22 protein-coding genes and 1 pseudogene are annotated in these 20,420 nt (G+C 32.5%); 16 read left to right on the top strand and 7 right to left on the bottom strand.

Features of this window, described 5'->3' with window-relative positions:
- Positions 1–27 precede the first annotated feature (27 nt).
- The gene (locus tag ACLL8X_RS05770) at positions 28–930 is read right to left on the bottom strand and encodes a hypothetical protein (protein WP_411989973.1); all 903 of its coding nucleotides are present in this window, start codon (positions 928–930) and stop codon (positions 28–30) included.
- 92 nt (positions 931–1,022) lie between these two features.
- Between ACLL8X_RS05770 and lgt the strand changes: the two genes are divergently transcribed.
- The 7 genes from lgt (at position 1,023) to ACLL8X_RS05735 (ending at position 10,118) form a co-directional block, all read left to right on the top strand.
- Entirely contained in the window at positions 1,023–1,838 is an 816-nt protein-coding gene (gene lgt, locus ACLL8X_RS05765) for a prolipoprotein diacylglyceryl transferase (RefSeq protein ID WP_411989972.1), read from the top strand.
- Between the two features lie 67 nt (positions 1,839–1,905).
- Positions 1,906–2,688 (top strand): fumarate reductase cytochrome b subunit, encoded by a 783-nt coding sequence (locus ACLL8X_RS05760; protein ID WP_411989971.1) that lies wholly within the window; start codon positions 1,906–1,908, stop codon positions 2,686–2,688.
- Entirely contained in the window at positions 2,672–4,663 is a 1,992-nt protein-coding gene (locus ACLL8X_RS05755; RefSeq protein ID WP_411989970.1) for a fumarate reductase flavoprotein subunit, read from the top strand. Before ACLL8X_RS05760 ends, ACLL8X_RS05755 begins: the two co-directional genes overlap by 17 nt.
- Complete coding sequence (locus tag ACLL8X_RS05750) at positions 4,656–5,381, top strand: fumarate reductase iron-sulfur subunit (RefSeq protein WP_411989969.1); 726 nt, start codon at positions 4,656–4,658, stop codon at positions 5,379–5,381. Before ACLL8X_RS05755 ends, ACLL8X_RS05750 begins: the two co-directional genes overlap by 8 nt.
- A 27-nt stretch (positions 5,382–5,408) precedes the next feature.
- A complete protein-coding gene (locus ACLL8X_RS05745; protein ID WP_411989968.1) occupies positions 5,409–7,595 on the top strand; it encodes a dynamin family protein in 2,187 nt (728 codons plus the stop codon).
- Positions 7,585–9,417: a dynamin family protein gene (locus ACLL8X_RS05740; protein WP_411989967.1), complete on the top strand. Its 1,833-nt coding sequence runs from the start codon at positions 7,585–7,587 to the stop codon at positions 9,415–9,417. The genes ACLL8X_RS05745 and ACLL8X_RS05740 overlap by 11 nt, the downstream gene beginning before the upstream one ends.
- Positions 9,414–10,118, top strand: a complete 705-nt coding sequence (locus ACLL8X_RS05735) for a tetratricopeptide repeat protein (protein ID WP_411989966.1) — start codon at positions 9,414–9,416, stop codon at positions 10,116–10,118. The genes ACLL8X_RS05740 and ACLL8X_RS05735 overlap by 4 nt, the downstream gene beginning before the upstream one ends.
- 58 nt (positions 10,119–10,176) lie before the next feature.
- Here ACLL8X_RS05735 and ACLL8X_RS05730 read toward each other — a convergent pair whose 3' ends face one another.
- The 3 genes and pseudogenes from ACLL8X_RS05730 to ACLL8X_RS05720 all read right to left on the bottom strand — a co-directional run bounded on the left by ACLL8X_RS05730 (position 10,177) and on the right by ACLL8X_RS05720 (position 11,746).
- Positions 10,177–10,491, bottom strand: coding sequence for a DMT family transporter (locus tag ACLL8X_RS05730; protein WP_411989965.1), 315 nt, complete (start codon positions 10,489–10,491; stop codon positions 10,177–10,179).
- Between the two features lie 68 nt (positions 10,492–10,559).
- Positions 10,560–10,892, bottom strand: a pseudogene (locus tag ACLL8X_RS05725) (DMT family transporter); the annotation flags it as partial.
- 137 nt (positions 10,893–11,029) lie between these two features.
- Positions 11,030–11,746 (bottom strand): putative metalloprotease CJM1_0395 family protein, encoded by a 717-nt coding sequence (locus tag ACLL8X_RS05720; protein WP_411989964.1) that lies wholly within the window; start codon positions 11,744–11,746, stop codon positions 11,030–11,032.
- Between the two features lie 96 nt (positions 11,747–11,842).
- Here ACLL8X_RS05720 and ACLL8X_RS05715 point away from each other — a divergent pair, with 96 nt between their 5' ends.
- Together ACLL8X_RS05715 and ACLL8X_RS05710 are read left to right on the top strand one after the other, a co-directional pair.
- The gene (locus ACLL8X_RS05715) at positions 11,843–12,208 is read left to right on the top strand and encodes an HIT domain-containing protein (protein ID WP_411989963.1); all 366 of its coding nucleotides are present in this window, start codon (positions 11,843–11,845) and stop codon (positions 12,206–12,208) included.
- Between the two features lie 65 nt (positions 12,209–12,273).
- The gene (locus ACLL8X_RS05710) at positions 12,274–12,846 is read left to right on the top strand and encodes a YceI family protein (RefSeq protein ID WP_411989962.1); all 573 of its coding nucleotides are present in this window, start codon (positions 12,274–12,276) and stop codon (positions 12,844–12,846) included.
- Between the two features lie 10 nt (positions 12,847–12,856).
- Here the strand turns inward: ACLL8X_RS05710 and ACLL8X_RS05705 are convergent, their stop codons facing one another.
- Positions 12,857–13,807 carry a hypothetical protein gene (locus ACLL8X_RS05705; protein WP_411989961.1) on the bottom strand — a complete coding sequence of 317 codons (951 nt, stop codon included), beginning with the start codon at positions 13,805–13,807 and terminating at the stop codon, positions 12,857–12,859.
- A 61-nt stretch (positions 13,808–13,868) separates the two neighbouring features.
- Entirely contained in the window at positions 13,869–14,078 is a 210-nt protein-coding gene (locus ACLL8X_RS05700; RefSeq protein ID WP_411989960.1) for a transcriptional regulator, read from the bottom strand.
- A gap of 167 nt (positions 14,079–14,245) precedes the next feature.
- On the opposite strand from ACLL8X_RS05700, the gene ACLL8X_RS05695 reads away from it, so the two are divergent.
- From ACLL8X_RS05695 to ACLL8X_RS05675, 5 genes are all read left to right on the top strand, one after another.
- Positions 14,246–14,725, top strand: coding sequence for a hypothetical protein (locus ACLL8X_RS05695; RefSeq protein ID WP_411989959.1), 480 nt, complete (start codon positions 14,246–14,248; stop codon positions 14,723–14,725).
- On the top strand, positions 14,718–14,978 hold the full coding sequence (locus ACLL8X_RS05690) for a hypothetical protein (RefSeq protein WP_411989958.1): 261 nt from the start codon (positions 14,718–14,720) through the stop codon (positions 14,976–14,978). The genes ACLL8X_RS05695 and ACLL8X_RS05690 overlap by 8 nt, the downstream gene beginning before the upstream one ends.
- Before the next feature lie 156 nt (positions 14,979–15,134).
- Positions 15,135–16,712, top strand: coding sequence for an ABC-F family ATP-binding cassette domain-containing protein (locus tag ACLL8X_RS05685; protein WP_411989957.1), 1,578 nt, complete (start codon positions 15,135–15,137; stop codon positions 16,710–16,712).
- Entirely contained in the window at positions 16,702–17,037 is a 336-nt protein-coding gene (locus ACLL8X_RS05680; RefSeq protein WP_411990113.1) for a hypothetical protein, read from the top strand. The genes ACLL8X_RS05685 and ACLL8X_RS05680 overlap by 11 nt, the downstream gene beginning before the upstream one ends.
- Positions 17,038–17,109: 72 nt before the next feature.
- Positions 17,110–17,493 carry a hypothetical protein gene (locus tag ACLL8X_RS05675; RefSeq protein WP_411989956.1) on the top strand — a complete coding sequence of 128 codons (384 nt, stop codon included), beginning with the start codon at positions 17,110–17,112 and terminating at the stop codon, positions 17,491–17,493.
- Between the two features lie 38 nt (positions 17,494–17,531).
- On the opposite strand, the gene ACLL8X_RS05670 is transcribed toward ACLL8X_RS05675, so the two are convergent.
- The gene (locus tag ACLL8X_RS05670; protein WP_411989955.1) at positions 17,532–18,116 is read right to left on the bottom strand and encodes an IMPACT family protein; all 585 of its coding nucleotides are present in this window, start codon (positions 18,114–18,116) and stop codon (positions 17,532–17,534) included.
- 224 nt (positions 18,117–18,340) lie between these two features.
- On the opposite strand from ACLL8X_RS05670, the gene ACLL8X_RS05665 reads away from it, so the two are divergent.
- Positions 18,341–19,561, top strand: a complete 1,221-nt coding sequence (locus tag ACLL8X_RS05665) for a hypothetical protein (protein WP_411989954.1) — start codon at positions 18,341–18,343, stop codon at positions 19,559–19,561.
- Complete coding sequence (locus ACLL8X_RS05660; protein ID WP_411990112.1) at positions 19,554–20,291, top strand: pilus assembly FimT family protein; 738 nt, start codon at positions 19,554–19,556, stop codon at positions 20,289–20,291. Before ACLL8X_RS05665 ends, ACLL8X_RS05660 begins: the two co-directional genes overlap by 8 nt.
- Positions 20,292–20,420 lie beyond the last annotated feature (129 nt).

Below are 20,420 nucleotides of genomic sequence, written 5' to 3'. Positions count from 1 at the left end.
CTCTGGAAAGGATCTTCCAAAGCTATCTTATTCGAAAATTTCCACTCCATTTTGACTTTTGCTCCCATCGTTTTGGTTTGTTTTTGAAGGCTTGGCGGTATTTTTTGTGTTGGTGTTTTCAGAAGTATCGGCTTCATTTGGCTGAGTGTGAGATAAATTTTCTTCAAAAATAACACTACCATCAAAGCTATTAAAACCACTTGCATTTGTATTATCGGGAATGGTTTTGCCTATATCTGTTGCTTTTGGGAGATTATTATAAAGCGTGTTTAAGGTATTTTTATAGAAAGCTAAAAAACTTTTATCTATTTCAAAGGCCGGACGCTCTAAACCCTTATTGAGTTGAGTTGGAACGTTAGAAATGGTGGTTTTAAACATATTAATTCCATCGTCATTTTTTATAGGATAATTAAGTGCAACCAAAGAATCAAGCTTAGTGCTACTTGAAAGATTCGTAGAATTTTGTGGATTATGGGCATCTATAAAATCTATTTTGCCTTGAAAATTTATACCTAAATTTGATTTTATGGAATCTCCGCTCATAAGATTGCTTGTTTTTTGTGTATTTTTCTCTTCTATATAAACGCTGATTAAACTTTTAAGAGTGTAATCTGGATTAGATTCAACGATTTTATATCCTTTAAGTTGTGCAATAGTTTTAATTTGTTCTTCTAGGTTTTGTTTTAAAAGTTCAATTTCTCTTTCTATGCGAATTTTAAGAACAGAATTTTCAAAATAATCAGAATAATTATTGTTTTGCTCTATGCTAACAGGCTCAATATCAATGCTTACCCCAGAATCTATAGGCTCAACTTTTGTAGGAACTTGTGGTTTAAAATTTGGCATAGAAACATTAACAAAATTGCTACTTGTTCCCCCACAAGCTGTTAAAATCAACATACTACTAGCAAGTATAATATATTTTTTCATTTTTTACCTTTATTTAATGTGTGTTTATTGCTAATTATAGCAGGTTAAAGTTTTTTTGTTATATTTTTACAAAAGAAAATTAGGAAAGATATATGGAATTTTGGCAACACATTTACTCAAATTTTGATGTTGTAGCTTTTAGCCTATGGGGTTTAAAAGTGCATTGGTATGGCATTATGTATGTTATAGCTTTGCTTTCAGCTCTATTTTTAGCAAAATTTTTCATAAAGAAATTTCAACTAAATATTAACAAAAAATATTTAGATAGTTATTTTATTTGGGTTGAGATAGGAGTTATTCTAGGTGCAAGGGTGGGGTATATTTTAATTTATGATTCAAATACTATGTATTATCTTAGTCATCCTTGGCAAATTTTTAACCCTTATGCAAATGGTGAATTTGTAGGTATTCGTGGAATGAGTTATCACGGAGCGATTGTAGGGTTTTTAATAGCGACTTTTTTATTTTGTAAAAAATATAAATCAAATCCTTGGGTTTTACTTGATTTAGTAGCCTTAAGCGTTCCCTTAGCTTATGTTTTTGGTCGTATAGGGAATTTTTTAAACCAAGAACTTTTTGGTCGCATTACCAATGTGCCTTGGGGAATTTATATCGATGGGGTTTTACGTCATCCGTCGCAACTTTACGAAGCCTTTTTGGAAGGTATTGTAGTGTTTATCGTAGTTTATTTGCTTAAATTTAAACAAAGTTTTCAAGGGGAATTAATTCTTGTTTATGCCGGTACTTATTCCTTAGCAAGATTTATATGTGAATTTTACCGTGAGCCTGATTTTGGTTTAGGCTTTGTTTTATGGGGTATGAGTATGGGTCAAATTCTAAGTTTGATGATGTTTGCAATGGCTTTGTTAGTTTATATTTGTATAAAATTTAAAAAAGTAAATATTTAATTTATATTAAAGACTTTTGTAATATAATGAATCGAATTTTTTAATTTCTTTCTACAAAGGAGCAAAGATGCGTGAGCTTATCGAAGGTTATTTGGGTAAGAGTATCGAGGGCAAAAAGAGTAAAATGCCAGCAAGACTTGATTTTATCCAAAGTGCTTCAGGGCTTTTTTTGGGGCTTTTTATGTGGGCACATATGTTTTTTGTATCCACTATCTTAATTAGCGAGGATTTTTTTAATTCTGTTGTTCATTTTTTAGAATTAAAATTCGTTTATGATAACCCTGTTATGAGTTATCTTACCTCTTTTTTAGCTGCCTGTGTTTTGGTAGTTTTTTTCGTTCATGCTTTGCTTGCAATGAGAAAATTCCCTATCAATTACCGCCAGTATCAAATTCTAAGAACGCATAGTAAAAAAATGAACCATAGCGATACTTCTTTATGGTGGGTTCAGGCTTTTACGGGTTTTGTAATGTTCTTCTTGGGTTCTGCTCATCTCATTTTCATTATCACTAATGCCGATAAAATTAGTGGCGATATGTCAGGAGATAGGGTTGTAAGTCATTTTATGTGGCTTTTTTATCTTGTTTTGCTTATTTGCGTGGAACTTCACGGAAGCATAGGGCTTTATAGACTTTGTGTAAAATGGGGTTGGTTTGAAGGTAAAAATGTCAAAGAAAGCCGTAAAAAACTTAAAAGAGCTAAATGGTTTATAAGCATTTTCTTCCTAGTTTTAGGTGTGTTAAGTCTTGCAGCCTTTATAAAAATAGGTTATGAAAATTACCAAAATCAAACTCAAGCTACTGCGATGATAAAAAACTACAATGGAGCAAATTATGAATATACAATATAGTGATGCTTTAGTCATAGGTGGAGGATTAGCAGGTCTTAGAGCGGCTATTGAAGTAGCAAAAAGCGGTCAAAGCGTAACGCTTTTAAGTATTTGTCCGGTTAAGCGTTCTCACTCTGCAGCAGTGCAAGGGGGTATGCAAGCAAGCTTGGCAAATGGTGCTAAGGGTGAAGGCGATAATGAAGATTTGCATTTTGCAGACACGGTAAAGGGAAGCGATTGGGGTTGTGATCAAGAAGTAGCAAGAATGTTTGCCCAAACAGCACCAAAAGCGGTTAGAGAGCTTGCAGCTTGGGGTGTGCCTTGGACTAGGGTAACTAAGGGTCCAAGAACCGTTGTTATCAATGCGCAAAAAACCGTTATTGAAGAAAAAGAAGAGGCTCACGGACTTATTAATGCTAGAGATTTTGGCGGGACTAAAAAATGGCGAACCTGTTATATAGCCGATGCTACTGGGCATTGTATGCTTTATGGCGTGGCAAATGAAGCGATTAAATATCAGGTCAAAATCATCGACAGAATGGAAGCTGTTCGCATTATCCACGATGGTAAAAAATGCTTAGGTGTCATTGCTAGGGATTTAACCAATGGACAATTAATCGCTTATATCGCAAGAGGAACAATGATAGCAACAGGGGGTTATGGCAGAATTTACAAGCAAACCACTAACGCTGTCATTTGTGAAGGAACGGGAGCAGCAATAGCTTTAGAAACAGGGCTTTGTAGATTATCCAATATGGAAGCAGTGCAGTTTCACCCAACTCCTATTGTGCCAAGTGGAATTTTACTCACTGAGGGTTGTCGTGGGGATGGTGGAATTTTGCGTGATGTGGATGGTTATCGTTTTATGCCTGATTATGAGCCTGAGAAAAAAGAGCTTGCAAGTCGTGATGTGGTTAGTCGCAGAATGATGGAGCATATTCGCAAGGGCAAGGGCGTAAAAAGTCCTTATGGGGATCATTTGTGGCTAGATATTTCTATTTTGGGTCGTGCGCATGTGGAGAAAAATTTGCGTGATGTGCAAGATATTTGTAAAACCTTTAATGGCATAGACCCTGCTGATGAAGGTCCAAAAGGCTGGGCTCCGGTCTTACCTATGCAGCATTATTCTATGGGTGGTATTCGCACAAAGCCAACGGGTGAAAGTCAGTGGCTTGAAGGGCTTTTTGCTTGTGGCGAAGCAGCTTGCTGGGATATGCACGGCTTTAATCGCTTAGGGGGAAATTCTTGTGCTGAGACCGTGGTTGCGGGTATGATAGTAGGGGATTATTTTGCTGATTATTGTAAAAATAATGGTGAAGTGATTGATACAAATGTGGTAAAAGATTTTTTAAGTAAAGAATATCAATATCTCAAATCTTTAGTGGATAAAGAAGGCAAACATAATGTTTTTGAAATTAAAAACAGAATGAAAGAGCTTATGTGGGAGAAGGTAGCGATTTTTAGAACAGGAGAAGGCTTAAAAGAAGCTGTAAGTGAGCTAGAACAACTCTACAAAGACTCTCAAAATGTCAAAGTGCATACTAAAGAGCTTGACTGTGCTAATCCTGAGCTTGAAGAAGCTTATAGAGTTCCAAGAATGCTAAAGATAGCTTTATGTGTCGCTTACGGAGCTTTGCTAAGGACTGAGAGTCGTGGGGCGCATTACCGTGAAGATTATCCAAAGAGAGATGATTTAAATTGGATGAAAAGAACGAATACTTTTTGGGTGGAAGGCGAGACTTTGCCACGCGTGGAGTATGAAGAGCTTGACATTATGAAAATGGAAATTCCACCAGCATTTCGTGGATATGGTGCTAAAGGAAATATCATAGAAAATCCACTCAGTGAAAAGCGTCAAGCTGAGGTGGATGCCATTCGCGAAAAAATGGAAAGCGAGGGTAAAGGTCGTTATGAAATTCAAAATGCTCTAATGCCTTATGAACTTCAAGCTAAATATAAAGCACCAAATCAAAGAATAGGAGTGGATTATGAGTAGAAAATTGACAATAAAGGCTTTCAAATACAATCCTTTAAGTAAAATTTCTAAACCGCATTTTGTAAGTTATGAGCTAGAAGAAACTCCTTTTATGACGGTTTTTGTGTGCTTGACTTTGATTCGCGAAAAAATGGATGCGGATTTAAGCTTTGATTTTGTGTGCCGTGCGGGAATTTGTGGTAGCTGTGCTATGATGATAAATGGGGTGCCAAAGCTTGCTTGTAAAACCTTAACTAAAGATTATGAAGATGGTATTATAGAGCTTATGCCTATGCCAGCCTTTAGGCATATTAAGGATTTAAGTGTGAATACAGGCGAGTGGTTTGAAGATATGTGTAAAAGAGTGGAGAGCTGGGTGCATAATGAAAAAGAAACGGATATTTCTAAGCTTGAAGAACGCATAGAGCCTGAAGTAGCAGATGAGACCTTTGAGCTTGACCGTTGTATAGAGTGCGGAATTTGCGTGGCTTCTTGTGCGACTAAGCTAATGAGACCTAATTTCATCGCAGCAACAGGACTTTTAAGAACGGCTAGATATTTGCAAGACCCACATGACCACAGAAGCGTGGAAGATTTTTATGAATTAGTGGGCGATGATGATGGGGTTTTTGGTTGTATGTCCTTACTTGCTTGCGAAGATAATTGTCCTAAAGAATTGCCTTTGCAAAGTAAAATCGCTTATATGAGAAGACAGCTTGTTGCTCAAAGAAACAAATAAATCCTTCCCCTTTTTAAGGGGAAGTTTGTGAAAGAATTATTTAGCAAACTTTGGCAAAATGAGCTTCAGTTTCTTAATTTTGATGCCAAATTTAAGGATAAAAAGAGGCTTGATGAGTCCGAGTGTGCTATTATTTTAAGTGTAAATAAAGATAATTATGAAAGATATTTTCTCTTAAAAGAATTTAATGAGCTTTGCGAAAAAAATGCTTTAAGAGTGGATATTTTCAGCATTCAAAATGCTCAAGTTTGTATTTTAAATCTTTTTAAGGCGGGTTTTGTTTCTAAGCAAGATTTACTCAAAGCCTTAAAGCTTTTAGAAAAAATTTCAAATAATGACTTTATCATAGAATTTATAGAAAAGCAAAAAATCCAAGAACTTGATAAAAAAGCCTTGTTTCAAAATGATTTTAGGGAATTAAATGCTATTAATTTAGAGCTTCAAAGCTTAAGCCTTGATGAAAATTTAAAGCTTAACTTGCAAAAAACCTTAGAAAAATTTCAAAATTTAGAATTTAATATAGCCATCACAGGGGTGATGAATGCAGGAAAATCAAGTCTTTTAAACGCTCTTTTAAAAGAAGATTTTTTAGGAGTTTCTAATATACCTGAAACGGCTAATTTGACACTTTTAAGCTATGGCGAGAGTGAAGAAGCAAGAATATATTTTTGGGATAAAAAAGAATGGCAAAATATACTTGAAAATTCACTTTTTAGCCCGGAATTAAAAGCATTTATCGATAAGCTTTGTAGTAGTGTCAATATAGAAAATTTTATCAAAGATGAGCCTTTGATACAAAGTGTGCCACTTTGTGAGCTTAAGAACTTTAGTTCGGCTCAAAATCAAATTTCAGCTCTCATTAAAAAAATAGAAATTAAGGGCAAGTTGGAGTTTTTAAAAAATAATATTTCCATAGTCGATACGCCCGGACTTGATGATATTGTCATCCAAAGAGAGCTTCTTACCAATGAGTATATCAAGGAAAGTGATTTTCTCATCCATCTTATGAACGCTTCTCAAAGTTTGACCCAAAAGGATGCGGATTTTTTGGTGCATTGTCTTTTAAATTCAAGGCTTGGTAAATTTTTAGTCGTTTTGACTAAGGCGGATTTGCTTAGTGAAAAAGACTTAGAAGAAGTGATTGCTTATACTAAAGAAAGCTTAAAGTCAAGACTTAGGGATTTGGATGAAAATTGGGTTGAAAAGATTGATTTTTTATGTGTAAGTGCTAAAAGGGCGAGTGATTTTTATAAGGGTTTGGCTACTAAACAAAGCTTGGAAAAAAGCGGTATGCAAGAATTTGAAAGCTATCTTTTTAATGAATTATACGCAGGAGAAAAAAGCAAAATCGCCTTAAAAGCTTATAAAAAAGAATTGCATTTAGAGCTTAAAAATATTTTAAGTCAATACGAGCTACAAAATCAAATCATAAAAGAAAACAAGCAAGGTTTAAGCGAAGAAAATCAAAATCTTTTACTTGAATTTAAAAAACAAGCTGAGCTTTTAAAAGAAGCTCAAAGTGAAATCGCAACTTCCATCGCAAAGCTTAAAAATATAGATAGTGGTATAGATAATCTCGTTTTGCTTTTGGCTAAAAAGCTTAAAGAGCGTTTGATAGATGAACTAAAATATTTGAAAAACAAGTCTAAAAAGCCAAATATCGCTCGTATTTTAAATATAGTAGATATTACAACCAAAGACGGGATTAATGATATTTTAAGAGAACTTCAATTTGAAAATATCAAAAGAATTGAAGAGCTTAAAACAAGTTTATCCTTAAAATATGATTTTTTAAAAGATGATTTTGACAATGGTTTTGAAGCCTTTAAAGATGGAATTTCAAAAAATATAGCCAGTATTTTTCAGGACGAAAAATTCGCTCTTTTAAGATTAAAAATTGAAAAATTAATTAACTTGAAATTAGCTTTATATGAGTTAGAAAGCAAATTAGAGCTTGTGATTTTTGATACTTTTAAAGAATTTAAGATGGGTGAAATTTTAAATTCTTTGGATATTAACGGGGCATTTTTTAATTTTTTAAATGAAAAATTAAAACACTATGAAAAGACTCAAAAGTCTAAATTACAAAAGCTTGAGAAAATTTTAGAAGCTTTAAAAGACAAAAATACGGATATTTTAAATTCTTTTGAAGAGAATTTAGAAAAAATTGAGAAATTAAAACAACTTCAAATAGGACTTTTAAATGCGGATTAATCTTTTAAATGATTTTATAAAAGCTTATGAAAGTGCTTATAATGTAATTTTTGATGATAGTTTTAAAGGGCATATCCAAAAGCTTTGCAAACAGCTTAATGAGCCCTTTATGCGTCCAAGCTCTGCTTTACAAAAAGAGCTAAAAGAGCTTGTGTTTTCTTTGGATAAAAATGTTAATATCGCCATCATAGGACAATTTTCAAGCGGTAAATCAAGCTTGTTGAATTTAATCTTAGAGCGTGATTGTTTGCCAACAGGCGTTGTGCCTGTAACCTTTAAACCCACTTTTTTGCGTTATGCTAAGGAGTATTTTTTAAGAGTGGAATTTGAAGATGGCAGTGATATTATCACAAATATAGAAGAATTAGCCCTTTACACCGACCAAAGAAAGAGCTTAAAAGAGGCAAAGAGTTTGCATATTTTCGCCCCTATTGCCCTGCTTGAAAAAATCACTCTTGTAGATACTCCGGGTCTAAATGCAAACGATAAGGACACGCTTACAACGCTTAGTGAGCTTGAAAATGTCCACGCAGCCATTTGGTTAAGCTTGATTGATAATGCGGGTAAAAAAAGCGAAGAAGATGCCATAAAGGCTAATTTGGAGCTTTTAGGAGAAAATAGCATTTGCGTTCTAAATCAAAAAGATAAATTAAACGAAGTTGAGCTAAATAATGTTTTAAACTATGCAAAAAGCGTGTTTTTAAAGTATTTTAAAGAGCTAATTGCCATTTCGTGCAAGGAAGCTAAAAATGAGCAAAGCTATGAAAAATCTAATTTTGAGGCTTTGCTTGATTTTTTGACCCATTTAGATAGCACAAGTTTAAAAGAAAAATTCACCCAAAGAAAACTTTTGACTTTATGTGCGATTTTAGAGAATGAAAACAAGCTTTTTGTAGAAATTTTTGATTGTTTGCTTGATAAATTTCAAAGCTATGAAAAGCATTTGCTTTTGGTTTATGAGACTTTTTTAAAAGAGCTTGAGCTTTTAAATCATCAAATTTTAGAACAGCTTAAAGGCATTAGCGAGAGAATTGCGAGTGAAATTTTTGCAAGTGTCAAGGAAAAAGATGCACATTTTTATAAAGAAAGCAAGGGTTTTTTTAAAAAAGATTTATATCTAAGATATGATTATAAAGCCCCTTATATTTCAAGCGATGATGCCTTTTTGGCTATGTTTTATAATAGCGATGTGATGACTAGGGAATTTAAAAAAACCAAAAATGAACTTTATAAATCTTTTGAAGAACTTAAGGCGAAATTTAGAGATTTTATCACTACGCTTGAAAGAGAAATTTTGCTTTTCAAAGCAGAATTTTCAAATATACAAAAAAATCATATTCTACAAAGCGATAAAAATTTTAGTGAGCTTAGGGCTTTTTGCAATGGGAGTGATGAGTATTTTTTAAAAGATTTTAAAGAACTTTTGTTTAAGAGTATTTTAGAGCTTGATTTGTTTTTTGAAAAGCTTAACCTTAAAGCCTTTGCAAATTACGAAAATGCTTGCAAATTAAGCCTTGCCTTTTTTAGCCGTAAAATCAATGAAAGTCGTGTTCTTTATGAGCTTGACAGCACCGAATTTGTGCTTTTTTATCCTAAAAAAAGTGAAATTTATGAAAGGGTTTTAAACGAGCTTAATGTCTATGAATTTGAAGCTTTGCTTGTAAATAAGCCTATTTTAACAAAAATCGCAAAAAATTTTTTAGAACATAATCAAATTTTAATCCAAGAAAAAAGTAAAATTTTAAATCTTAAAAAAGCAGAACTTCAAAAAAGAAAAGAGCAAATTTCAAATGTTAAAAAGAGTATAGAGGAAGGTTTATGAGAGTATTTTTAGCTTTATTTTTGTTTATACATTCTTTATTTGCCCTAAGTGATTTAGAAGAGGGTTTAAGGCTTTATGAAGCCAATAAATTTGACAAAGCCTATGAAATTTTTCAAAATCTTTGCGAAAAAGATATTTCTAAAGCTTGTTTTTCTTTGGCTTTTATGCACGAAAACGCTAAGGGCGTAAGCAAGGATTTGAATAAGGCGTATAAATTTTATGACAAGGCTTGTAAATTAGGCTTGGCAAATGCTTGTTCTAATATGGCTTTGTTTTTGCAAAGTCAAGGCTATGAAAACGAAGCTCTTTTAGCCTTTAGCAAGGCTTGCACCTTAGGCGAAGCTTTAAGTTGTAACAATATAGCCTTATTTTACGAGAAAGAAAAAGATGGACAAATGGCTCTTGCTTTTTACAAAAAGTCTTGCGATTTAAAAAACGCAAGAGCTTGTTATCAACTAGCCTTTTTATATGAGAAAGGAGAACTTGTAAAAGCAAGCACTCAATCAACCCTTGCTTTTTATTCAAAATCTTGCACCTTAGGCTTTGGGGAAGCTTGTTATTTGCTAGGGCGTTATAATCAATTGCAAAAGCAAGATTTAGCTAAAGCAAAAAGATATTTTGGTATGGCTTGTGATAAAAAACATAAAGAAGCTTGTGCGGCTTATAAGGAATTAAATTCCAAAGATATAGAGCTTTATTAGAGACTTAAAGCGGCAAGGGTTGAAGTTCTTTGCCACTTTGTATGAGCTTTAATTTGCATTAAGAAAGAAGCTTTAATCCTACGCTTGAAGCAAGTATGAGAAAGAGAAAGAAAAGCTTGGCGAAACTTTTATTTTCCTTAAAAAATAATATGCCCACTATGACACCGCCGCCTGCTCCTATGCCCGTCCATATAGCATAGGCTGTTGCCATTGAAATTTCACGCATAGCCAAAGACAAAAAGCCAAAGCTTAAAGCAAACTGCACTAAAATAACTAATAAAAAAATCTTTTTCCCCGTGCTAACGAGCTTTTTCATCGTAATGACACCAAAGATTTCCAAACAACCCGCTATGAGTAAAAAAATCCAACTCATCTTTTGCCTCCTGTAAATTCATCAAGCCCTAAATCTTGTGATAATTCATCTACTAAGGCATCATCATTTTCTTTGCTTACAAATTTAAGCCCCACTACCCCTATGAGCAAACAAAATATGAGTAGTATTTTGGCTAAGGAAAAAGCTACGCCAAAAAAGAGCATTTCATTTAATACTATCCCAGCTGTGCCTATGCCTACAAAAACAGCATAGCCTATGCTAACTTCTATTTTTTTCATCGCTACAATGGCACAGCTAAAGGATATAAGTATGCCAAGTGCGGTTAGGCTGTAGCCTAAGAAAGTTGTAGAATACTTAAGCCCACTCACCCAAAAGCATTCTATAAAGCCGCCAAAAAGCACCAAAGCCCAAGCAAGATTAGTCGAAAGTTCTTTTTTCATAGCTTACCTTTTTGTTAAAATTTTTAGAATGAAGTGTGAATACTAGCACAAAAGAAAAGATAAATCAAATTTCACAAGCCTTTAAAGAGTTTGAAAAAGTTGGGTTTGTAAAGCTAAAATTTAGAGCTTTGTGGATATTAGGAAGCAATGCTAAATTTTATTTCGTTGTTTTGTAAATTTTGCTCATAGCTTTTTGCTACGAAATTTTTAAAAGCTTTTTGAAAATTTTCAGTGCTATCTTTTGAATTTTCATTTGTTTTATCCGTGTTATCTTTTGAAAGGGTATTTTCTTTGTTTTCTTCTTCCTTGTCTTTTTTCTCTTTTTCTTCTTGAGCCTCTTCAGCCTTAATTTTCATCGCTTCAGCCCTTGCTTCAAATTCCATTTTTGTCGCATTTGCTGCAACTTTATAATCTTGCGGACTAGGGTCAGCAGGAGCCATAGCTGCAGCTTGTATTTGTCTAGCGTTGGCTATGGTTTCTTCAGGCGTATTGCCTTTTTGCATGCTGATAGGAACCTCGCCCGCTGTTGCATACATTTGATTATCAGGACCCCTAGTGTAAGTAAAGCTTGCAGCACCCGCTAACCCACCCCCTGCGGCTTGATGTGCGGCTTCGTGAGCCTTTACATTGCGGTCTATGCTTTGAAGTTCTCGCACCTGTTGTGCTTCTTTTTGGCTTAATTCTACGCCATTAACCATTTGGGTTTGTTCGCCGTTTTCTTCTTTGCCATCTTTTTTACTATCTTTGGAAGAATTAGCTTCGTCTTTTTGAGTAGGGTCAGTTTGCTTTGTTTCTTTAAAAGAAGAGTCGCTAGAATAGTAATTATAAGAATTATAGCTTGAACTTATTTGCATTTTCTCTCCTTTTTAAATTTAAAGCAAATTCTAACGCATTTTGACTTAAAAATTTGATAAATTTTGTAAAATAATCTTAAATTTTAAAGGAAGATGATGATTTACGAAAATGATTTAATTTATATAGAAAAAGAAGAGGCTCAGGTGCCTTGGGTAAAAATTTTTACCAAAGAAAATTATAAAGAATTAAGCGATTGTCCTTGCAATTTGCAAAAGGAGTTTTTTGATAAAATTTTGCTTTGTGAAAAGGCGATGATAGAATTTTATAAGCCTCAAAAGATTAATATAGCTTCCTTTGCAAACTATGTTCCAAGAGTGCATTTTCACATTATGGCACGCTTTAAAGAAGATGCTTTTTTCCCAGAATGTATGTGGGGAAAGCAGCAAAGAGCGGCAAGGGATTTGAATTTGCCTGATTTTAATGATTTTGTGAAATTTTTAAATGCTAAATTTTTGCATTAATCATTGATTATGATTTATCTAATAAAATTTTTCGTATTCAAAATTACTACAAAAAAGGAAATGAAATGAAAAAAGTTTTACTCAGTTCATTAGTTGCGGTGTCTTTGTTAAGCACAGGCTTATTTGCTAAAGAATTCACTTTGGATAAAGCTCATACAGATGTAGGCTTTAAGATTAAACATCTGCAAATTAGCAATGTTAAAGGAAATTTCAAGGATTATTCTGCTGTGATTGATTTTGACCCTGCGAGTGCTGAATTTAAAAAACTTGAAGCCACTATAAAAGTCGCATCGGTTAATACAGAAAATCAAACAAGAGACAACCACTTGCAACAAGATGATTTTTTTAAGGCAAAAAAACACCCTGATATGACTTTTGTAATGAAAAAATATGAAAAAATCGATAATGAAAAAGGTAAAATGAGCGGAACGCTTACTATGGCAGGGGTTTCTAAAGATATTGTTTTAGATACTGAAATTGGTGGTGTTGCAAAAGGCAAAGATGGTAAAGAAAAGCTAGGATTTTCTTTAAACGGAAAAATCAAGCGTTCTGATTTTAAATTTGCTCCGGATACTTCTACTATCACTTTAAGTGATGAAGTTAATTTAAATATCGAAGTGGAAGCTAACGAAAAATAAGCTTTAAGCCTTAGAGTTTTGCTCTTAGGCTTTGTAAATTTTGATTTAAATTCCCTTCTTTTTCTTTCCATAGTAGCTTAAATTCAGGTTTAAAAACTTCATTTTCTAATTTAAAATCTGTGTTTTTTAGAGTGGATTCTAAAAAGGCAAGATGATTTAAGGCTGTGTTTTTATCATCAAAAATTAAGATAAAGTCTTTTTCTACTATGAAAATTTTTGCCTTAAAGCGTTTTAGAATTTTAGCAATTTGCTTTAAAATGAGCTTAGAATAGCTTTCTTGGGTGTCTTTAAATTCGTTAAAATGAAGCAAAGCTATGGTATAAGAAGCCCTACCTTTAATAAAACGATGGAGATTTTTCTCATTTGGAAGTTTGGTTAGGGTGTCAAAAAATGTGATTTGATAAGCCCTATAAATCAAAAAGATACAAAAAATCAAACTTGCCAATTCAAAATATGCAAAGCCCCAAAAACTTTCAAATAAAAATTGTAAATTGGCTCCTAAAAAGGCTAAAAAAAGATAAAATTCCTTGCTTTTAAAAGCTTTGATGATTAAAACAGCACCCATAAAAATGAAAAATAAAAAGCCCAGCTCACTTAGGGGCTTAAAAAAACTGAAACTAAGAAAATGAAAACTTAAATTCGCAGAGTTAAAAGCTGTATTTTTGGATAAGAAAAAGCTTAAAAATGCGATAAAAATCAGCAAAATGACCGAGCTTAAATTTTTTTGCTCTACGATTAGCTTTCCCATTTGTTTTACGCTGAGTAAAAAGAAGATTAAAGGTAAAAATAAAAAAACAAATAAATGTGCTTGTAAGGTGCTTGTATAAAGATAAGGCATATGAAAAATGAATAGGCTAAGTGTGAGAAAAAAGATTCTTGTGTGTTTAAAATAAAACGCCAAAGCCAGAGCTAAAATTTCAAAAAATACACTAAAAACACTTAGGGTTTGTAATAAAAACATTGGAAAAACCTTTTAAGGATATAGAAGGGTAATTGTATAGAAAAAAGCTTAAAAATTGGTTTTATTTAAATTTGGCGATTTCATCTTGTATTTTTTGTTCTATGTGTAGTAGTTCTTCATAGTTTTGTTTATTTTTTTCTAGCAGTTCGTCGAATTTAAAACCAAGCATAACAATGCGATATAAATTAGGTTTATATTTTCTCCAATTATACAGCGTGCTTACATCGATGTCTAATTCATACGCCATATCTCGTTTGCTCTTTTTTGCCACTTTTTACCTTAAGAATTTTAGCTTTTTTGGGATTGTACATTAAAATTTCTTTATCAAAAACACTTGAAATATTCAACTTTTTATATAAAATATATTTAATATTTCAATATTAATTAAGTTATAGTATGGAATAATTCGAGATATTTTTTAATTTTCAAGGGGTAAAAGTGGATAGAGAAGATATTATGGCAAAAATAGGATGGGCTTTATATGACGGCCATAGGATAAATTTAGTAGAGAGAAAATTAAGAAAAATGTCAAATGAAGAACTTGATAATTTTTCTGAAAGAATTGATGAGCTTGATTTGAAAGAAGTGGTAAGAGCAAGATTATATACTTTAATATTTGGTGCTTTGGGGGTAGCTAGATTTATGACAGGGCATAAAATAGCAGGCTGGATAAGATTATCTCTACCAATTTTATTCGCTAGTGTTTTAATTGGAAGTTTTCTTATTCCTAAAAAAGATATTGATGAACACTTAATTGCAATGTTTGTCAAAGTTTCAATATTATTTTGTATCAAAGTTTCAATAATTATTTTATGGATTTGGGACTTTATTAGGATTGATGTTTTGGTGGATGATTATAATTTTTATCAAATTATGGATTTGATAAAGGATGTAGAGAATGGAGATGAAAATGAGTGAAAAACATACACCTTTTGAAGTAGAGCCTACTTTGCTTTATGAGAAAGATACTTATAAAATTGTTGCAGGAAAAGCATATACAAATAAAGATGAAAAATTTTGCATAGGCTTAAAATCAAATGGTTTTCCAACCAATTCTTATCTTGTATTTCCGCCACAACTTAGTTTAGATTTGTTAAGAAATCTTTTAGGTCAAGATGGAGCTAAAAATGATGAAATTATAAAATTTATCAAAATAATAACGGAGAAATAATGAAAAATATTTTATTAAGTTTGATGTTGGTTTTTTTATTTTGACAGTGAAATTTTAATTTCATTGTCTATTAAAAAATTTATACTCAATTAACTTCAAGCCTTTTTTTGTTACAATTACCTAAAAATTTTATGAAGTAAAAATTTAAGGACAATTATGGTTGAAGTGAAAAATCTTACTATGCGTTTTGCCAATCAGCTCTTATTTGAAAATGTGAATTTAAAGCTTGTTCGCGGTCAAAGATACGGGCTTATCGGTGCTAATGGTGCGGGAAAATCTACTTTTTTAAAAATCCTTTCAGGAGAGTTAGAGTCAAGCAGTGGTGAAATAGTATTTGATGAAGGCTTGAAAATCGCAGTTTTAGGGCAGGACCAGTTTGCTTTTGAAAATTACACCATTAAAGACGCTGTAATGTGTGCGAACAAGCGTTTGTATGCAGCTTTGAAAGAAAAAGAAAAGCTTTATATGAGTGAAGAATTTACAGATGAAATCAATGAGCGTTTAAGTGAGCTTGAGCTGATAACAGCCGAAGAGGACCCAAATTATGATTGCCAGATGCGTTGTGAGAAAATTCTAAGCTCTTTAAAAATCAAAGATTTTGATGCCCCAATGAGCACCTTGCAAAGTGCGGATAAATTTAAGGTTTTGTTAGCTCAAGTTTTGTTTTTGGGTGCGGATGTGCTTTTCTTAGATGAACCTACTAACAACCTTGACTTAGAAGCGATTTCTTGGCTTGAAAATGAGCTTTTAAGACACGAAGGCACTCTTGTAGTCATCAGCCACGATAGGCATTTTCTTAATAAAATTTGCACCCGAATTTTAGATGTGGATTTTAAGCAAATTCGCGATTTTGCAGGAAATTATGATGATTGGTATATGGCTTCAACGCTATTAGCTAAACAAGCTGAACTTAAACGCGATAAAACCTTAAAAGAAAGAGAAGAATTAGAAAATTTCATACGCCGTTTTAGTGCCAATGCTTCTAAGGCAAAACAAGCTACAAGCAGGGCTAAGGCACTTGAAAAATTAGAACCCCTAGAGATTAAAATTTCAAGCCGCAGAGACCCTAGTATAGTCTTTCGTCTTAAGCGAGAAATAGGCAATGAAGTTTTGGAATTTAAAGGTGTTAGTAAGGCTTATGATAAAGAATTATTTTCAAATTTAGAACTTAAGATAGAAAAAAATGACAAAATTGCTTTGATTGGGGCAAATGGCGTGGGCAAGTCAAGTTTGGCTAAGATTATAGCGGGTGCGATAAAAGCAGATAGCGGGTTTATACATATTGGAGCTACCATAGAGCTGGGGTATTTTCCTCAAGATACAAGCAATTTAATTTGTGAAAATTTAAAGCTTTATGAGTGGCTTATGAGTGAAAAATTTAAGGATTTAGACGAAATCCGCAAGTGTTTAGGCAGAATGCTTTTTAGCGGCACGGAACAGGAAAAAATGACAGCAAGTTTAAGTGGGGGCGAGAAACATCGTTTAATGCTTTCGCGTCTTATGTTAGAACGACCGAATTTTTTGCTTTTGGATGAGCCTGATAATCATTTAGACCTTGAAAGCATTATCGCTTTGGGCGAAGCTTTATATAATTTTAAGGGTGTAGTGCTTTGCATAAGCCACGACAGGGAGTTAGTTTCTGCTTTTGCTAATCGCATTTGGCATTTAGAAGGGGGTAAATTTACAGATTTTCGTGGAACTTATCAAGAATTTTTAGGAGAAAATAATGGCTAAATTTAGAATTCAATACAGCGCAGGTTTTGGACATTTTACGCAAAATCACAAGGGCTTTGGACCGACTATTTACATAGAAGAAGTGGTGGAATTTGACAATGGCAAGGACTATTTTGACTATATAGATTTTTATAAAACTTACTCAAAAAGCGATGATACTTATTTTCACATCTCTTTTTTAGAAGACAGACCTTTAAGCGATAAAGAAATCACAATACGCAATGAATATCGCAGAATGCGGGATATAAATTGCAAAAAAGCCAAAGAAGAATTTATTGCCAATAATGAGCTTGAAGTGGAGCATTTGCCTACACATCACGATTGAAAATATTGATTTTGCCTAAAAAGGAACGCTTTTTGCTTGTGTAGTTTTTGCATATTTTGAAAGGAGAAGACTATGCAAGTAAATTATAGAACGATTAGCTCGTATGAATACGATGCTATCAGCGGTCAGTATAAACAGGTGGATAAACAGCTTGAGGATTATTCTTCATCTGAAGATTCTGATTTTTTGAGCGTGTTAAACAAGATGGATGAAAACGCAAATGCAAGTGAAAATGCTTTAAATTCTAGCAGTAGTTTTCAAAATAATGCTCAAAATTCAAGCTCAAGTGCTTATGCTGGGATGTCAAGCGTTTATGCTTATCGTTTTAGGCAAAACGAAGGCGAATTATCTATGAAGGCTCAAAGTGCTACTATACACAATGACCTTAATGGGCAAGGAGTCAATGAGCAAAGTAAGAATAACACTTTGTTAAATGACTTGTTAAAGGCGATTTAAGTTAAAAGCTCCATTTTGGAGCTTTTGCTTGTAAGAATTTAGAATTTCTCTATTTCAAAAGGTGCAAAATTTTTACAAAAAATTTCAAATTCTTGCTCTTCTTTTTCATTTAACTCGATGTGTAACACTGCTTTGCAATTTTTAAAGTCTCTTTGAAAGACTAAAGAATGTGTTTTTAAAAAATACTCAAAACGATTTAAAATTTTAAAATCAATGGCAATGCTTATATTTTTTTTAAATTCAAATAAAATCAAAGTAGAATTACAAATCACTTCATTTGCTGCATCGCTATAAGCCCTTACTAAACCCCCTGTGCCAAGCTTTATACCGCCAAAATATCGTATTGTAATTAAGGCTGTATTGATAAGATTATAGCCTCTTAAGACATTTAAAGTCGGCATTCCCGAAGTGCCTTTAGGTTCGCCATCATCGCTTTTATCTTCTATGATTTGATTAAATTCATTCAAAGCACGGTAAGCATAAACAAAATGAACAGCTTTTGGGTGCTTGTCTTTTAGCTCTTTAAGGAGATTTTTGTATTCTTTAAAGGGGCAAAGAAAGGATAAAAAATTTGATTTTTTGACTTCAATTTGTGCTTGAAAAATCTTTTGGATTGTTTGCATTTTCGCCTTTTTTGTTTGAAATTATACTGGTAAAAACTAAAATCAATTTGATAAAATTTTATGCCACAAAGAGAATTAAAAAATTTCAAGGCAATTTTAAAAATTTAAAAGTCATTTTAAGCAAAGATAAAAAACTCAAATTTTGATTTTATTGCTCGTAAAAGCCTTGTGTGTTGTGTAATTTTGATTGATATTTTAAGTTTAATTTTGTAGAATTCTTTCTTATGGAAAAAATCAAAAATTATAAACTTATCATCATTTTGCTTGGTCTTGATTTACTCTCTTTGCTTTATGGAATTTCAACGCTAAGTATTAGTGCTGATGAGGCTGATATTTATTTTGAAAAGCAGGGCAATTGGCTCATATTTTCTCATAGTTTGCTTTATTATATTTCTCATTTTGGAACTTTTATTTTTGGGCAAAATGATTTTGGTTTAAGACTTCCTTTTTTATTTTTTCATTTTTTGAGCTGTTTGCTTTTGTATTTGTTGGCTTTAAAATATACCAAAACCAGACTTGATGCTTTTTTTTCTTTATTGCTCTTTGTTTTGTTGCCCGGAAGCGTTGCAAGTGCTTTGTTGGTTAATGCTGCATCTTTGGTGATTTTTTTAACCCTTGTCATACTTTGTGCTTATGAGTATGAAAAAAAATGGCTTTTTTATACGCTACTCATTGTGGCTTTGTTTGTTGATAAGTCTTTTAATATTTTGTTTTTAACCTTTTTCTTTTTTGGAATTTACAAAAGAAATGCTATTTTATTTACCTTATCTCTTGTTTTATTTGGAGCGAGTATTAGTTTTTATGGTTTTGATACGGGTGGACGCCCAAGGGGTTATTTTTTAGACACTTTAGGAATTTTTGCGGCTTGTTTTTCTCCTTTGGTTTTTGTGTATTTTTTTTATACTATTTATCGTTTAAGCTTTCAAAAAGATAAAAATTTATTATGGTTTTTAATGGGCGTAAGCTTTGTTTTTTGCTCTTTGCTTTCTTTAAGACAAAAACTTTTTTTAGATGATTTTTTACCTTTTTGTGTGATTTGCACTCCTTTGCTTATAAAAACATTAATGCAAAGTTATAGGGTAAGATTGCCAGTTTTTAGGTTGAGATATAAAATCTTCATAGAATGCGCTGTAATTTTTTTAATATTTTGCTATTTTTTAATTGTGGCAAATCAGTTATTGTATTATTTCATAAGCAAACCAGAGCGTCATTTTGCCAATAATTATCATTTTGCTAAAGAATTAGCATTAGAATTAAAAAAACACGATATTTTAGAGCTTGCAACAGCTCCAAATTTACAAAAAAGATTGCGATTTTATGGAATAAGAAATAGCAACAAATTTTATCTAAAAACTCTCAAGCAAGAGAGTGGGGATAATCCAAAAAATATTAGGATAAAATTTGGAAAATACGAGAAGGTTTATCAAATTTTATCTTATGAATAGAGCTTTTAGTCTTTTGGAATTTGTTTTAGTTATGTTGATTTTGGGCATGGTTTTTAGCTTGGGTAGTATTTATCTAAAGAAAGATAATTTACTAGAAGGTGCGATTCAAATTCTTAATGATATACAATACACGCAAGCTTTAGCGATGATGCAAGAAGATTTAAGAGCTGATGAATTGGCTGTTGCAAAAAGAGAATGGTTTAAAAGTAAATGGCAAATTTATTTTATCAAATCAGCCGCCACAGGCTATAATCAAACCTATACCATTTTTTTAGATAAAAATGGAGATGGAAATGCGAATTTAGGTAAAAGCGAAATAAATAAAGACAGAGAAATTGCTGTGGATATAACTCATCCTAATAAGCTAATGAACTCGGGTCAAAGTGGGGTTATTAGTAAAGATGATGAAAAAACAACTCAAAGATTTAATATCACAAAAAGATTTGGCATAGAAAAGGTTGAATTTAAAGGTTCTTGCTCTGGTTCGACTAGGCTGGTTTTTGATAAAATGGGTAGGGTGTATTCTCCATTAAAAAATGCCAATTATGCCTATGAAAAAACTTTAGCAAAGAATAATTCAGATTGCATTATACGCTTATCATCAAAAAAGCATACTCTTTGTATCGTTATAGATACACTTAGCGGTTATGCTTATATTCCAGAATTTAAAACACTTAATAGCCAAGTTATTACCCTAAAAAACAAAAACTATGAATGTTCTAGAATATAATCCCCCTATCTTCACTCTAAAACCCAACAAATATTTATATTATTTATTTTATTTATTTAATTCCCCTTTAAGCTTAAATAGTTATAATTTCATTTCCTTTTTTTGAAAAAGGACTTAAAATCTTTTAAA

This window comes from Campylobacter parajejuni (assembly GCF_046764905.1).
Lineage (GTDB): Bacteria > Campylobacterota > Campylobacteria > Campylobacterales > Campylobacteraceae > Campylobacter_D.
Note: the sequence above shows the minus strand (reverse complement) of the source record. Positions and strands in the feature narration are given on the sequence as shown.

Excerpts from the sequence above, each read along its gene's own strand:
- ACLL8X_RS05770 (WP_411989973.1), bottom strand. The coding sequence starts at position 930 with ATGAAAAAATATATTATACTTGCTAGTAGTATGTTGATTTTAACAGCT.
- lgt (WP_411989972.1), top strand. The coding sequence starts at position 1,023 with ATGGAATTTTGGCAACACATTTACTCAAATTTTGATGTTGTAGCTTTT.
- ACLL8X_RS05760 (WP_411989971.1), top strand. The coding sequence starts at position 1,906 with ATGCGTGAGCTTATCGAAGGTTATTTGGGTAAGAGTATCGAGGGCAAA.
- ACLL8X_RS05755 (WP_411989970.1), top strand. The coding sequence starts at position 2,672 with ATGAATATACAATATAGTGATGCTTTAGTCATAGGTGGAGGATTAGCA.
- ACLL8X_RS05750 (WP_411989969.1), top strand. The coding sequence starts at position 4,656 with ATGAGTAGAAAATTGACAATAAAGGCTTTCAAATACAATCCTTTAAGT.
- ACLL8X_RS05740 (WP_411989967.1), top strand. The coding sequence starts at position 7,585 with ATGCGGATTAATCTTTTAAATGATTTTATAAAAGCTTATGAAAGTGCT.
- ACLL8X_RS05735 (WP_411989966.1), top strand. The coding sequence starts at position 9,414 with ATGAGAGTATTTTTAGCTTTATTTTTGTTTATACATTCTTTATTTGCC.
- ACLL8X_RS05730 (WP_411989965.1), bottom strand. The coding sequence starts at position 10,491 with ATGAGTTGGATTTTTTTACTCATAGCGGGTTGTTTGGAAATCTTTGGT.
- ACLL8X_RS05720 (WP_411989964.1), bottom strand. The coding sequence starts at position 11,746 with ATGCAAATAAGTTCAAGCTATAATTCTTATAATTACTATTCTAGCGAC.
- ACLL8X_RS05715 (WP_411989963.1), top strand. The coding sequence starts at position 11,843 with ATGATTTACGAAAATGATTTAATTTATATAGAAAAAGAAGAGGCTCAG.
- ACLL8X_RS05710 (WP_411989962.1), top strand. The coding sequence starts at position 12,274 with ATGAAAAAAGTTTTACTCAGTTCATTAGTTGCGGTGTCTTTGTTAAGC.
- ACLL8X_RS05705 (WP_411989961.1), bottom strand. The coding sequence starts at position 13,807 with ATGTTTTTATTACAAACCCTAAGTGTTTTTAGTGTATTTTTTGAAATT.
- ACLL8X_RS05690 (WP_411989958.1), top strand. The coding sequence starts at position 14,718 with ATGAGTGAAAAACATACACCTTTTGAAGTAGAGCCTACTTTGCTTTAT.
- ACLL8X_RS05685 (WP_411989957.1), top strand. The coding sequence starts at position 15,135 with ATGGTTGAAGTGAAAAATCTTACTATGCGTTTTGCCAATCAGCTCTTA.
- ACLL8X_RS05675 (WP_411989956.1), top strand. The coding sequence starts at position 17,110 with ATGCAAGTAAATTATAGAACGATTAGCTCGTATGAATACGATGCTATC.
- ACLL8X_RS05670 (WP_411989955.1), bottom strand. The coding sequence starts at position 18,116 with ATGCAAACAATCCAAAAGATTTTTCAAGCACAAATTGAAGTCAAAAAA.
- ACLL8X_RS05665 (WP_411989954.1), top strand. The coding sequence starts at position 18,341 with ATGGAAAAAATCAAAAATTATAAACTTATCATCATTTTGCTTGGTCTT.
- ACLL8X_RS05660 (WP_411990112.1), top strand. The coding sequence starts at position 19,554 with ATGAATAGAGCTTTTAGTCTTTTGGAATTTGTTTTAGTTATGTTGATT.